The sequence below is a fragment of the Streptomyces sp. NPDC101160 genome, assembly GCF_044768205.1.
Classification (GTDB): domain Bacteria; phylum Actinomycetota; class Actinomycetes; order Streptomycetales; family Streptomycetaceae; genus Streptomyces.
This window is the reverse complement of sequence record NZ_JBIWPJ010000003.1, coordinates 630,768-643,497: the sequence shown is the minus strand read 5'-3', so window position 1 is coordinate 643,497 and position 12,730 is coordinate 630,768. Positions and strand designations below refer to the sequence as shown.

The 12,730-nt window shown below is 73.3% G+C and carries 12 protein-coding genes; 6 read left to right on the top strand and 6 right to left on the bottom strand.

Annotation, left to right across the window (positions count from 1 at the left end):
- Positions 1-38: 38 nt before the first annotated feature.
- Positions 39-1,298, bottom strand: coding sequence for a serine hydrolase domain-containing protein (locus tag ACIRSU_RS12420; RefSeq protein WP_403791259.1), 1,260 nt, complete (start codon positions 1,296-1,298; stop codon positions 39-41).
- Positions 1,299-1,484: 186 nt separating this feature from the next.
- On the opposite strand from ACIRSU_RS12420, the gene ACIRSU_RS12415 reads away from it, so the two are divergent.
- From ACIRSU_RS12415 to ACIRSU_RS12395, 5 genes are all read left to right on the top strand, one after another.
- On the top strand, positions 1,485-2,633 hold the full coding sequence (locus ACIRSU_RS12415) for a sensor histidine kinase (protein ID WP_403791257.1): 1,149 nt from the start codon (positions 1,485-1,487) through the stop codon (positions 2,631-2,633).
- Positions 2,624-3,283, top strand: a complete 660-nt coding sequence (locus ACIRSU_RS12410) for a response regulator (protein ID WP_403791255.1) — start codon at positions 2,624-2,626, stop codon at positions 3,281-3,283. Before ACIRSU_RS12415 ends, ACIRSU_RS12410 begins: the two co-directional genes overlap by 10 nt.
- A 175-nt stretch (positions 3,284-3,458) precedes the next feature.
- Positions 3,459-4,412 carry an immunity 49 family protein gene (locus ACIRSU_RS12405; RefSeq protein WP_403791252.1) on the top strand — a complete coding sequence of 318 codons (954 nt, stop codon included), beginning with the start codon at positions 3,459-3,461 and terminating at the stop codon, positions 4,410-4,412.
- A 99-nt stretch (positions 4,413-4,511) separates the two neighbouring features.
- Positions 4,512-5,018 (top strand): DinB family protein, encoded by a 507-nt coding sequence (locus tag ACIRSU_RS12400; protein WP_403791250.1) that lies wholly within the window; start codon positions 4,512-4,514, stop codon positions 5,016-5,018.
- A gap of 220 nt (positions 5,019-5,238) precedes the next feature.
- Positions 5,239-6,285: a PucR family transcriptional regulator gene (locus tag ACIRSU_RS12395; RefSeq protein WP_403791500.1), complete on the top strand. Its 1,047-nt coding sequence runs from the start codon at positions 5,239-5,241 to the stop codon at positions 6,283-6,285.
- A 99-nt stretch (positions 6,286-6,384) separates the two neighbouring features.
- Here the strand turns inward: ACIRSU_RS12395 and ACIRSU_RS12390 are convergent, their stop codons facing one another.
- From ACIRSU_RS12390 to ACIRSU_RS12375, 4 genes are all read right to left on the bottom strand, one after another.
- Complete coding sequence (locus tag ACIRSU_RS12390) at positions 6,385-7,020, bottom strand: response regulator (RefSeq protein WP_403791248.1); 636 nt, start codon at positions 7,018-7,020, stop codon at positions 6,385-6,387.
- Positions 7,017-8,201, bottom strand: coding sequence for a sensor histidine kinase (locus ACIRSU_RS12385; protein WP_403791246.1), 1,185 nt, complete (start codon positions 8,199-8,201; stop codon positions 7,017-7,019). The genes ACIRSU_RS12390 and ACIRSU_RS12385 overlap by 4 nt, the downstream gene beginning before the upstream one ends.
- A gap of 128 nt (positions 8,202-8,329) precedes the next feature.
- On the bottom strand, positions 8,330-8,848 hold the full coding sequence (locus ACIRSU_RS12380; RefSeq protein WP_403791244.1) for a hypothetical protein: 519 nt from the start codon (positions 8,846-8,848) through the stop codon (positions 8,330-8,332).
- A gap of 103 nt (positions 8,849-8,951) precedes the next feature.
- Positions 8,952-9,527, bottom strand: a complete 576-nt coding sequence (locus ACIRSU_RS12375) for a TetR/AcrR family transcriptional regulator (RefSeq protein WP_403791242.1) — start codon at positions 9,525-9,527, stop codon at positions 8,952-8,954.
- A gap of 127 nt (positions 9,528-9,654) precedes the next feature.
- Between ACIRSU_RS12375 and ACIRSU_RS12370 the strand changes: the two genes are divergently transcribed.
- Positions 9,655-10,500: an SDR family NAD(P)-dependent oxidoreductase gene (locus ACIRSU_RS12370; protein WP_403791240.1), complete on the top strand. Its 846-nt coding sequence runs from the start codon at positions 9,655-9,657 to the stop codon at positions 10,498-10,500.
- Positions 10,501-10,522: 22 nt separating this feature from the next.
- Here ACIRSU_RS12370 and ACIRSU_RS12365 read toward each other — a convergent pair whose 3' ends face one another.
- On the bottom strand, positions 10,523-12,592 hold the full coding sequence (locus ACIRSU_RS12365) for a SpoIIE family protein phosphatase (RefSeq protein WP_403791499.1): 2,070 nt from the start codon (positions 12,590-12,592) through the stop codon (positions 10,523-10,525).
- Between the last annotated feature and the right edge of the window lie 138 nt (positions 12,593-12,730).

The window sequence follows — 12,730 nt, the reverse complement described above, 5'->3', positions numbered from 1 at the left end:
CAGGGGGCGCACCGCGCCCGACACGACGGGCACGCGGGTCACTTCTCCTGTCGCTTGCCGGGGGTGTCGCACAGTGCGCGGTCGACGAGGGCACTGGCGGCCTTGTGCTGCCGGAGCGTGTTCTCGAGGTCGTTGAAGCTGGTGGACAGGGAGACGGTGACGGCGCGGCCGCCGTCTTTCGTGGCACCGTTCAGGGTGATGTAGCCGGCTTCGCCGCCTTCGTGGCTCCAGTAGCTGCCGCCGCAGCTGAGGGGGCGGCTGACCAGGCCGAGGCCGTAGCGGCCGCCGGGCCAGAAGGTCTCGATCCGCTTGTCGACGGGGACGGTGTGCTGCATGTCGGTCATGCGCGCCCGGGACAGCAGTCTGCCGCCGAGCAGTCCCCGGAAGAAGCGGTTGACGTCGGCCGTGGTGGAGACGTAGCCGCCGAGGTCGGGGACGAGCTGTTCGGTGACGTCGGTCCGTTCGCCGGAGGGGAAGACCTGGTAGCCGTCGGCGTGCGGGCGGCGAAGGGTGGGCGTGGTGCCCGGCAGATACGTGTGGTTCATACCGAGCGGCTTCAGGATCCGCCTCTCGACCTCGTCCTGCCACGGCCGGCCGGTGGTCTTCTCGACGATCATGCCGAGGACGACATAGCCGGTGTTGGAGTAGCCCCAGCCGGTGCCGGGCTCGAAGTCCGGGTGGTGCTTCACCGCCCGGGCGACGATCTGCTCGGCGCTGTAGGTGTCGTAGCGGTGCTGGTAGTACTGCTGCGGGGTGTCGAAGCCGGGAAGGTCGTCGTGGAGGCCGCTGGTGTTCTGCAGGAGCTGACGCACGGTGATCTTCCGTGGGTCGTTGCCGTTGCCGTCGATCACGCCGGGCAGCCGGCGGTCCACCGTGTCGTCCAGTGAGAGCCTGCCCTCGTCGACCAACTGCAGGATCACCGTGGCCATGAGCGCCTTGCCGGTGCTGGCGATCCGGAAGTAGCCGTCGCGGGGCACCGGGCGGTTCGTGCCCGCCACGGCGACTCCGGCGGTGGCGACGAGATCCGGGCCGGAGGCGGTGGTCACCCGCGCCTGGACGCCGGTGATCCCGAGCGCCCGGACGGCATCGGTGTCCCGGCGCAGGTCGTCCTGCTGGTAGCCGGTCGCGGACGGCGTGGCCGTGCCGTCCGAGGGCTGGACGGCGATGGCCACGGACGCCGTGCCGAGCGCGGCCGCCGCGACGGCCAGCCATCCTCGGCGGATCCGGCGGCGTCGGCCGGAGGTGGGCTTCCGGGAGGGGTGGTGCTGCGGCGCGGAGGACCGAGTTGTCGATGTCATGGACGAGACGCTAGGCAGGCGACGCATGGCAAGTCGCTACCACGGGAGGCCGGTTGAGACCTACAGGTGGCTGTAGTGCCGCAGGTGCGCCCGGCCCGTACAGTGGCGCGTCTGCGGGCCGCTCCCCCGGTCCCGTACGGCTCACGGCACAGGGCACACGACACACGAAGGCGGGCGGTGTACGGCGTGATCGGTGAGGCTCGCGCGCGGTTGATCCAGACCGGGCGCAGCGGGCGCTACCTGCTCGGCACCCTGCTGACCGCGACGGTGACGCTCGTGGCGGCGCCGCTGCTGTGCGTGCCGTCGCTGGCGGCTGCCTGGGCGGAGCGCCACCGTCGGCGGGCCGGGGCGCTCCTCGGCCGGCCGGTGGAGCCGTGCGCGTACACCCCGCGGCGTGCACTCCTGTGGCTCGTGACGCAGGTGGCCGGCGGCCTGCCCGCGGGCGTACTCGCTCTGTTGTGCCTGGGCAACCTGTTCCTCACCTTTGTCGTCACCGTGGGGTGGTGGGCCTTTCCCGCGTCGGATCCGCCACGGCTGCTGCTGTTCGGTGTCCGTGTCAACGGCTGGTCCCCCGCGCTGACGCTCAACCTGGCGCAGCTCCTGCTGCTCGCGGCGCTGGCGACGATCGCCCTGCCACCGCTCGCCCGGGTGCACGCGCGCTGCTGCCTGGCGGTGCTGGCGCCGTCGCCGGCGGAGCAACTGGCCGCGCGTGTCGTCGAGCTGACGCAGACGCGCGCGGACGTCCTGCAGGCGCACGGCGCGGAACTCCGCCGGATCGAGCGCGACCTGCACGACGGCACCCAGGCCCGGCTGGTGGCCATCGCCATCCGGCTCGCCGTGGCCGGGGAGAGCCTTCCCCAGGCCCCCGAGGCGGCTGCCGCGCTCATACGGCAGGCGCAGGCCGAGACCGAGGAGGCGATGGCCGAGCTGCGCTCCGTCATCCGCACCATCTACCCTCCGGTCCTGGCGGACCAGGGACTCGCCGGCGCGCTCGGCACCCTGGCCACCAGGACCGGCGTGCCGACCCGCATCGACATCGGCGAACTCGGTGAGGTGCCCGCCGCGGTCGAAGCGGTCGCCTACTTCGCCGTCACGGAGGCGCTCGCGAACATCGCCCGGCACAGCCGGGCCGCCAGGGCAGCCGTGCGCGTCACCCGCGACGGCCCGACGCTGTCCGCGGAGATCACCGACGACGGGGCCGGCGGGGCCGACGCGTCGCGGGGCAGCGGCCTGGACGGAATCCGCCGCCGCGCAGCCGCCCTGGATGGCACCCTGAAGATCATCAGCCCGCCGGGCGGGCCGACCACCATCACCGTGGAGCTGCCGTGCGTGTAGTCGTCGCCGAGGACAACGTCCTGCTGGCGTCCGGCCTCGAACTCCTGCTGAACTCGCAGGGCTTCGAGGTGGCCGCGATCACCGATGACGCCCCCGGATTCCTCTCCGCCGTAGAGACCCACCGCCCGGACGTCACCATCGTCGACGTGCGGCTGCCCCCGAGCTTCCGCGACGAGGGCATCCGCGCCGCGCTCCAGGCCCGTCGCGACCACCCCGGACTTCCCGTCCTGGTCCTGTCCCAGTACGTCGAGCAGGAGTACGCCGGCCGCCTCCTCTCCGACACCCGCGGCGGCATCGGCTATCTCCTCAAGGACCGGGTGAGCCGCATCGCGCAGTTCACCGACGCGCTGCGCCGCGTGGCCACCGGCGGTACGGCCATGGACCCCGAGGTCATCGCCCAGCTCCTCGCCGGGCGCGGCGATCCCGTCGACGCCCTCACACCCCGCGAACGCGAGGTCCTGGCGCTGATGGCCGAAGGGCACGACAACTCCGCCATCGCCCAGCGGCTCTTCGTCACCGACAACGCCGTCCACAAACACGTCGGCGGCATCTTCCTCAAACTGGGCCTGCCCGCCGGCGACAGTGGCCACCGCCGGGTCCGCGCCGTCCTGACCTACCTCCGTCGCCACGGCGGCACGACGCATCACTGACGTCACTCGGCCAACCCGTCGCTCTCGGGCACGCCCTCCGCAGACGCCTGTCCGGTCGTGCTGGACGGGCGCGGTGTGAATCCCCCGGCGGGACCGGCCCCCCGGGCAGGGATGTCCGAGCTCGTTGGTAGCGTGCCGCTTCACGGTGGGATCGATCATGAACGGACGGTCAGTCATGCGGGAAGTGGCACATCACGAGGTGAGCGAGAAGCTCGTCGCCCAGGCGCTCGACGACATCGAGGGGCGGGCCTTCGGCCGGTGGCACAGCATGCGCTACGACTCCTTCCGTCTCGACCGGCTGCGGGAGATGCGCGACGAACTGCTCGACCACGTCGCCGCGCGCACGCTGAGCGCACCCGGACTCGACGACGCGTCACGCGCCGTGCTGCGGACGGCGGCGGAGTGCTCGCTCGGTGTGATCAGCCTCGGCTGCTTTCCCAACGGCGACCAGGAGATCAGGCTTCCGCTGGTCCGCGAGGAGCTGACGAGCGAGGAGCTCGCCTTCCAGGACGTCATCGACGAGGCCCCCACGGCGCGGACCTGGCTGGACACCTTCGCGGCCGTCGTGGTCAGCGGACTGGTGTGGGACTGGAAGCGGGTCACCGGGCTGCTGCTGCGGGAGGACTTCGCACCGGCCGTCCGGGACGGCGTGCCGTACTCGAAGCCGACGTCGGTGTCGGAGCCGGCCGATCTGGCGGCGATGGAGGCGCTCTGCGGCTATCTGACCGAGGCGAGCGGGGACCTCCCCCGCGACTGGCCGACCGTGCCCCTGCGCAAGCCCGACGCGGAGGAGCGCGCCGCGGCTGCCGGGCGACTGGACGCGGCCGGCGCCCTGACGCCGGACCAGCGGCTGCTGCGCGTCCTGCTCGACGACGACCAGGCCGCCTTCGAGCAGGCACTCGTGAACCGGCTGGTCGCCCACCGCGAAGGCGTGGACGCGGACCCGGCCCCGCGGACGCTGCTGCCTCTGGACGCCCTCGCCCTGGCAGCCCTGGCCGTCCAGGTGCACGGCTGGGAACTGCGTGTCCGCTCCGGCTACCTGCCCCATGGCGTCCTGGGCCGGACCGACGCGCTGGAACGGGCCGCACAGAGCGAGCAGAACAACCTCGGCCTCTGGCACGCCAAGTAGCCACGGAACGCGGGGGGAGTGGGGCCGGGCCCGTCGACAGATGCGTCGGCACCGGTAAATGCGTCGACACCGGTCGCGGTATCGGAGAAGCTTCGCGCGATGACAAGAATCGACGACACACCGCCCGCGTGGGACGAGCGCACCCAGCTCACCACGTTCCTCGACTACGCACGTGACACCGCCCGCGCCAAGTGCGACGGCGTCTCCGCGGAGAACGCCCGCAAGGCGCTTCTGCCGGGCTCGCCGCTGATGACCATGAGCGGACTGGTCAATCACCTCCGCTGGGTCGAGTACTACTGGTTCCAGGTGGTCTTCCTCGGCGAGGAGGACCAGGGTCCCTGGACCGAGGAGGACCCCGACCGCGAGATGCGGATCGCCGTCGACTTCCCGCTCCCGCAGCTGCTCGACGAATACGCCGAACAGAGTGCCCGCTACCGCGAACTGGTCGCCGGGAACAGCCTGGACAAGCAGGCCCGGCGGGCCGTCCGCAATGGTCTCCACGTCGACCTGCGCTGGATCCTCCTCCACCTCACCGAGGAGACGGCCCGTCACAACGGCCATCTGGACATCCTGCGCGAGATGCTGGACGGCACGACGGGCGACTGATCCCGTCGGCGAGCCGGCCGAGGGCCGGCCCTTCGCGTTGCCGTCGCCGGCAGCCTTTGACGGCTCCTTGATGCCGGTGGCGGTCCCCTCACAACGACATGCCACCCTTGGTCCTCGCGCGTCAGGAACTTGTCAAACCCGTCAGAGGCGCATCAGGATCCGGGGAGGAAGCGTGTCGGGAAGGCCGGTGGCCGAGGACTATCTGGAGGGGTACGCCGAGATGCTGGCCGGCGTCTCCGCGACCGGGCGGCGGCTGACCCGCGACGAGCTGGAGGCGCTGCGGTCGCGCGGCGAGCAGGCCGCCGCGGCCGGCGTCGGGCTGCGGTCGCTGGTCCGCGCCCATCTCGCGGCCGCCGCCCGGACGTCGCATCCCGGCCTGCCCGAGGCGGCGCACCGTCATCTCCTGGCCGTCGTGGAGCAGACGGTCGACGCCTTCGCCGAAGGTCATGAACGCGCCCAGCGCCTGGCGGTACGACAGGAGGAGGCGGCGCGGCGCGAGTTCGTGGACGACCTGCTGTACGGGCGCAGTGACCTCGGCAGGCTCGCCGAGCGTGCCGAACGGTTCGGGCTGCTGCTGTCGCACGCCCACGCGGTCGCGGTCGCCGAAGGGCCGGAACCGTACGGGGACGGGTATCCCGTCTCGCGTTCCGTCGAGTCGTCCCTCGTCGCGCGCTTCGGTGCCCGGCGCATTCTGCTGACCACCAAGGACGGCCGGCTGATCTGTGTCGCTCCCGGCGACGAACCCGAAGTGCTGACGTACTTCGCGAAGCTGGCGCACGCGGCCACCGACGGCGGCCACATCGCCATCGGCCGCCCGCACCCCGGCGCGGGAGGCGTCGTCCACTCGTACGAGGAGGCTCTCAACGCCCTCGATCTGGCCGCCCGCATGGACCTGGACGAGCCGGTCCTGCACTCCGCGGACCTCCTCGTCTACCCGGTCCTCACCCGCGACCGGCAGGCCATGGAGGACCTCGTGGTCGGCGTCCTCGGCCCGCTCCGGCGGGCCCGCGGCGGCGCCCAGCCGCTGATCGACACCCTCACGGCGTACTTCGACACCAACTGCGTCGCCGCCGAGGCCGCCCGGCGCCTGTCCCTGAGCGTCCGCGCCATGACGTACCGCCTGGACCGCATACACAAGCTGACGGGCGCGGACCCCGGTGAGCCCGGCCAGCGCTACACCCTCCAGACCGCCGTCATCGGGGCCCGGCTCCTGGGCTGGCCCGACGAGGAGCCCGACGGGCCGGGCCGTCGGCGCGCGAGCCGGTGAGCGGTCGGTGCGGCGGCAGCGGCGCCCCTGTTCAGGGCTCGGGGATCGAGGCTGAGAGCTCAGGGCTCGGGCTCAGCACTCGGGCTCAGGGCTCAGCGCTCAAGCGAGTCCGCGGCGGTGCGCGTAGGCGATGGCCTGGCCGCGGTCACGGCTGCCGGTCTTGGCGAAGACGCGGTTCACATGGGTCTTGACGGTGGCTTCGCTGACGAACAGGGACCGGGCGATCTCGCGGTTGGACAGGCCCTGGGCCATGCCCGCGAGGACCTCGGCCTCGCGGGCGGTCAGTCCGTCGGGCAGCTCCGCCGAGCCGGGGGCGGGCTGCTGCCGGGCGAGGGCGACGAGGCGGGCGTGGACGGCGGGGTCGAGCAGCGCCTGGCCCCGGGCGGCGGCCCGCAGTGCGCGGTCGATGTCCTCGCGGGCGGCGTCCTTGGTGAGGTAGCCGAGCGCGCCGGCGGCCAGGGCGGCCTGGATCGACTCGTCGTCGCTGTAGGTGGTCAGCACCACGACGTGCGTGCCGGGGTGGCCGGCGGTGATGCGGCGGGTGGCCTCGATGCCGTCCATGCGGGGCATGCGCAGATCCATCAGCACCACGTCCGGGGAGTGTTCGGCGACCGCGGCCAGGGCCTGCTCGCCGTCGCCCGCGACGGCGACGACCTCGATGCCGGGGAGACGTTCGCAGATGGTGACGAGGCCGTCGCGGATGATCGTCTGATCGTCGACGATGAGCACCTTCACTCCGGGACCTCCACCCGCACGCGCCAGCCGCCCTCGTGCGGGCCTGCGGTCAGTGTGCCGCCGAGGAGCTCCACGCGCTCGCGCATTCCGGTCAGACCGTAGCCGCCGCCGGTGGCGGCGAGCTCGCCGACCGGCGCGGCGCGGAGTCCGTGCGGGGCGGACGCCGGGGCCGTGTTCGTGACCGTCAGGCTGGTCGATGCCTCCCGGAAACCGAGAACGACGGTGACATGGGCCCCCGGCGCGTGCTTGCGCGTGTTGGTCAGAGCTTCCTGCGCCGCCCGCACCAGCGCGATGGCCACGGCGGCCGGAAGCGGCCGCTCCGTACCGGTGACCCGGAAGACGGCTCCTTCGCCGGCGGCGAGGGAGGCAAGCCGCTCGGCCGGGGCGACCGGCTCGTCGCGCAGCGCCCGCACGGCCCGGCGGGTCTCCTCCAGGCCCTCGACGGCCAGGCGCCGGGAGCGGCCGATCGCCGCCCGTACGTCGTCCGTGCTCGCGCCGTCCTCGACGAGGGAGTCGAGGGCGGTCATCTGCACCGAGAGCGCCGAGAGCGTGTGCGCCAGTACGTCGTGCACCTCCCGGGCGATGCGGTTGCGCTCGGCGAGCAGTTCCGCACGCTCGTGCTCGACGGCGCCGCGTTCCCTGGCCACCGCCAGATCGGCCTGCGCCCAGAGGCTTTCCTGGCGCTGGCGGCGTACGACGCCCAGCAGCAGGCCGCACAGTCCGCCCGCCGCGACGGCCAGGAGTGCCGTGAAACCCACTCCGTCGACGGCGAGCGCCACGGTCGCGGCCACGGCCCCCAGGGCGGTGAGCGCCGCCGCCGGCCGCAGCGCCAGCCGGCCGGCGGCACACAGCGCGGCCACGCCCACGACCACCGCGGAGTACGAGGACAGGGGCGCCATCGCCCCGCCGACGCAGGCCAGCACCGCCGCCGAGGTCACCGCGAGGGCCGGGCGGCCGGAGCGGCTCCCCACCCACCAGCCGATCCAGGCGAGCGCCATGACCCCGATGAGCCCCCATGCGGCCGTCCCCCGGCCGCCGGTCCCGGCCTGGGTGGCCTGCACCGCTCCGTAGACGAGCCCGGCCAGGGCGAGCAGCCCGACGGCCGGGCCCGTGAGGAGCCCGGCCGGTGCCGGAGGGCGGGAAGCCGCGTCCGGGCCCGGGCGGAGATCGTGGGTACGCACCGGTCCAGCATGCCGCGTCCGGCGTGCGTCGAGCCCGCGCAGCCACGGCGTGCGCCGCGGCGCGTGCCTTGGGGTGTGCCATGGCGTGCGCCGCGGGGCGTGCCTCGGGGTGTACCTCGGGGTGTCGCTCACCAGTCGCCCGTCCTGCCGGGGTTCCGGCCGAGCAGCGCGTCCCGGCCCCGCCAGGCCACGATGCCGCTTCGGGAGAGGACCTCGGCGAAGGCCATCAGCAGGATCGCCGGGGCCCAGGCCGTCGCATCCAGGTGGTGGGCCGCCGAAAAGCGCCCGATCGCCTGGCCGCCGCCGTTCGTGGCGAACAGCTGGAACGCCATGCGGAAGCCGCAGCCCACCACCCACAGCACGGCCGCCATGGCCGTGGCCCGGGCGAAGACCCGGCCGGCTTCGTCGTGGTAGACCCGGGTCAGCAGTCCGGCACCCGAGCCCAGCGCGAGGCCGACCAGCGTCGTCCCGACGATCAGCACGAGGTCGTTGCCCGAGGTCGGGATCGCGTGCAGGTACGTCGTCGCCGCCCAGACGACGAGCCCGATGGGCAGCAGCAGCGCCTTCAGCGTCAGCCGCCGACCGCGCAGTTGCAGCAGCACCACGCCGACGAGGGCGATGTCGATCAACCAGTCCTTCGTACTCATACCGCCATGCTCGGCCGCCGCCCCGCTCCCCCACGTCAACCCTGGGGTCTGCCCCGGGTGGACATCCCTCTCCACCCGTGGGCGGTACGGCTCCCCGGTCGGGTTACCGGTCGGTGCCGTGGCGGAGCCCGTCGAGGAGCAGGTCGAGGAGGCGGCCGGCGCGCTCGCGCTGGTCGGGAGCGCTGGTGACGAGTGCGACGCCGGCGAGGCTGAGGCCGACGTCGAAGGCGTCGACGTCCGCGCGCAGGAGTCCTGCTTCGGCGCCGGCGCCCAGCAGGGTGCCGATCGCGGTGCCGAGCCTGTCGAGGGTCTCGGAGAAGGGGTCGGCGCCGGAGGCGGCCGCGGCCCGCAGGGCGTCCGCCATGCCGTGTTTGGCGGCCAGGTAGTCGATGAACCGGTCCATCCACAGGCGCAGCGCCCGGTCGGGCGGGTATGCGGCGAGCAGCTCTGCGGCGCTGTCGCAGACCCGGGCCAGCTCGTTGCGGTAGGCCGCCTCGACCAGTGCCTCGCGCGTCGGGAAGTGGCGGTACAGCGTGGCCGAGCCGACGCCCGCGGCCTTGGCGATCGTGTCGATCGGGACGTCCGCGCCCCGCTCGGAGAAGGCGCGCACGGCCGCTTCGAGGATGCGCTCCCGGTTGCGGCGGGCGTCGGCGCGCAACGGGTTCGGCTGGGCGGTCAAGACTGCTCCTTTCGTCAGGTGATCAGTCTACTTGGACAAACGGGGAACTCCCCGGTTACGGTTCCTGGTAAACGGGGAGTTCCCCGGTTACTGTCGACGTCAGCCACTCCGACGGGAGAACCCCTTGATGAACAGCGAGAAGACCGTCCTGATCACCGGCACGTCCTCCGGCATCGGCCTGGCCGCGGCGATCGGCGCCGCGCGGGCCGGCTGGACGACCGTCGCGACCATGCGCGACACGGGCAGGTCGGAGGCCCTGCGGAAGGCCGCCGTCGAGAACGGGGTCGCCGACCGCATCCAGGTCAAGCGCCTGGACGTGGTCGACCCCGAGAGCGTCGTCGGCTGCCTGGAGGAGGTCGTCGCGGAGCACGGCCGCCTCGACGCACTGGTGAACAACGCGGGCGCCGCCCAGGTCGGCACCGTCGAGATGGTGAGCCTCGACGAGGTCCGCGCCGCCATGGAGGTCAACTTCTTCGGCGTGGTCGCCGCGACCCGCGCCGCCCTGCCCCACCTGCGCGCCGCCCGCGGCCGGGTGATCACCGTCACCAGCGTCGGCGGCGCCGTCGGCCAGCCCTTCAACGAGGCGTACTGCGCGGCCAAGTTCGCCGTCGAGGGCTTCATGCAGTCCCTCGCACCCGTCGCCGCCACCGTCGGCGTCGACGTCACCGTGGTCGAACCGGGCGCGGTCGCCAGCGAGTTCGTCGCCAACCTCGGCCTGGACGTGCCCGCCCTGCTCGCGGCCGCCGGGCCCTACGCCCCGGCGCTCCAGGCGTACATCGCCCGCACCCGGGAGTCCTTCGGCAACGCCCAGACGCCGGCCGAGGCCGCCGCCCCGATCATCGACGCCCTGACCGCCGACCGTCCGCCCTTCCGTGTCCAGACCTCGCAGTGGGCCCGCGACTTCGTCGCCACCACACTGGCCGACCTCGACGGCTCCGCCGTGCAGGGGCTCACCCGTACCTGGGTCGGCTGAACCACCCCGGGCCCCGTCACGCTCAGCGCCCCGTGCTGATGCGGGCGACGAGGAGGGCGATGTCGTCGTCCGCCGCGGCCGGGACGAGGTGGGTGAGCAGGCGGTCGCAGAGGCCGGCCAGGGACGGGACGGGCTCGGCGAGGAGGTCGGTCAGCTCGGCGAGGCGCGCGTCGATGTCGCTGCTGCGGGACTCCACGAGGCCGTCGGTGTACAGGACGAGGAGGCTTCCGAGGGGCAGGGTGACGTCGGTGGTCGTGAAGCGCGTGCCGCCGACGCCCAACGGCACACCCGGCGGTACGTCGAGCAGGCGGACGGTGCCGTCGGGGAAGACGGCCGCCGGGGGCGGGTGGCCGGCCCGGGTGATGCGGCAGTGGCCGTCGGCCGGGTCGACGACGACGCACAGGAAGGTCGCGAGCATCGGCTCGGCGAGATCGTTCAGGGCGGCCTCCAGCTGGTACAGCATGTCCTCGGGGGCGAGGTCGAGGCGGGCGAGGGCCCGGACGCTCGCGGAGAGCCGCCCCATCACCGCCGCGGCCGCGGTGCCGTGCCCCATCACGTCGCCGATGACGAGTGCGGCCCTGCCGTCCTCCAGGGCGATGACGTCGTACCAGTCGCCGCCGACCTCGTTGACATCGCTGGCGGGCAGGTAGCGGTGGGCCACTTCGATGCCCGTCGGCGGGGTGATGTGCTGCGGCAGCATGCTGCGCTGCAGTACGGCGGCGGTGTCGTGTTCGCGACGGTAGAGGCGCGCGTTGTCGACGCAGACCGCGGCGCGGGCCGCGAGTTCACCGGCAAGGGCGATCTCGTCCTCGGTGAAGGGGCCGACGGGCCGGGTCCGGTAGAAGGTGGCGAGGCCCAGCACCACGCCGCGGGCGAGCAGCGGCGTCATCATGAACGCGTGCACGCCCAGCCGGAGCAGCTCCGCGGGCACGGCGGAGTAGCCGGCCGCGGAGGCGATGGCCTGCTCGTCGAACTCGGAGACGACGAAGGGGCGGCGCGCGCCGAGCACCCGGGTGTACGGCGCGTTGGCGGGAAAGGAGAGCGTGCGTCCCAGGGGGGCGAGGACGGCCGTGACGGGTGATCCGGTCAGCGGCGCCTTGGCCAGCCGCCGCAGCGTGGTGCCCCCGACCAGGCCGGCGCCGAGGTCGCCGCTGGTGGCCAGACTGTCCAGGACGTCGACGGCGACGGCGTCCGCGAGGTCGGGTACGGCGACGTCGGCGAGCTCCTGCGCGGTGCGTTCCAGGTCCAGACTGGTACCGATCTTGAGCGTGGCCTCGTTGACCAGGGCGAGGTGGCGCCGGCCCGCGTCGGCCTCGAGCTGCGCCTGCTGCTGGGCGGTGATGTCGATCAGGGTGGCGGCCAGCCCGATCGGGCGTCCGTCGGCGTCCTCCAGGCGGACGTACGACCCCGACCAGACGTGGTCGTGGTCCGGGTCGGCCGGTGTGCGGCCCGTACGGCGGGAGTCCAGGACGGGTCTGCCCTCGTCCAGGGCCCGGCGCATCGCGCTCTCCATGTCGGCGGCGTTGACGTCGGGCAGGATCTCGACGAGGCGGCGCCCGATGTGCGCGGCCTGCGGGAGTCCGTTCATCGCTTCGAGCGCCGGGTTGACGCGGAGGAACCGCAGCTCGGTGTCGAGGACGGCGATGCCGACCGGGGAACGGGAGAACAGCCCGTCCCACACCGCCGACGAGCCCCGGATCCGTCGCGCGGCCTCCGCCTCCGCGGCGAACACCAGCACCGTCGTCCCGCCGCGGTGCCGGGCGGGGACCGGGCACGCCCAGATCTCCAGCTCCAGCGGGCGCCCCTCCTTGTGCCAGGCGGTCACCATGCCCATGATCCCGCGCCCGGTGGCCGCACCCTCCCACAGCGACCGGCCGAGGCCACGGTCGGCGCCGGGATGGAGCAGGTCGGCGATGTGCAGGCCGAGCACCTCGTGCGGGGTGTAACCGAGCAGGTCCTCCGCCGCGTGGTCCCAGCGGACGATCGCCCCGTCCGCGCTGGTGGCCACCACGGCGACCGGCAGGGCGCCCAGCCACCCGCCCGCGTCCCGGGCCGCGCTGGTCGTCACTTCATCGAAGGGCACCTGCTGCATCGCCACCGCGATTCCGGTACCTACGCACCCTGGACGGCTGTCGTCCTCCTCAGTATGGGCAGGTGTCCGCCGGTTCGTCGCGTGGATGCCGCGTCCGCCGCACCGGCACATCCGCTCTCGCGACCGCGCCCGACTGTC

Bases quoted from the DNA above. Each gene is read 5' to 3' on its own strand.
- ACIRSU_RS12370 (WP_403791240.1), top strand. From the start codon at position 9,655: ATGAACAGCGAGAAGACCGTCCTGATCACCGGCACGTCCTCCGGCATC.
- ACIRSU_RS12400 (WP_403791250.1), top strand. From the start codon at position 4,512: ATGACAAGAATCGACGACACACCGCCCGCGTGGGACGAGCGCACCCAG.
- ACIRSU_RS12380 (WP_403791244.1), bottom strand. From the start codon at position 8,848: ATGAGTACGAAGGACTGGTTGATCGACATCGCCCTCGTCGGCGTGGTG.
- ACIRSU_RS12365 (WP_403791499.1), bottom strand. From the start codon at position 12,592: ATGCAGCAGGTGCCCTTCGATGAAGTGACGACCAGCGCGGCCCGGGAC.
- ACIRSU_RS12420 (WP_403791259.1), bottom strand. From the start codon at position 1,298: ATGACATCGACAACTCGGTCCTCCGCGCCGCAGCACCACCCCTCCCGG.
- ACIRSU_RS12395 (WP_403791500.1), top strand. From the start codon at position 5,239: ATGCTGGCCGGCGTCTCCGCGACCGGGCGGCGGCTGACCCGCGACGAG.
- ACIRSU_RS12405 (WP_403791252.1), top strand. From the start codon at position 3,459: ATGCGGGAAGTGGCACATCACGAGGTGAGCGAGAAGCTCGTCGCCCAG.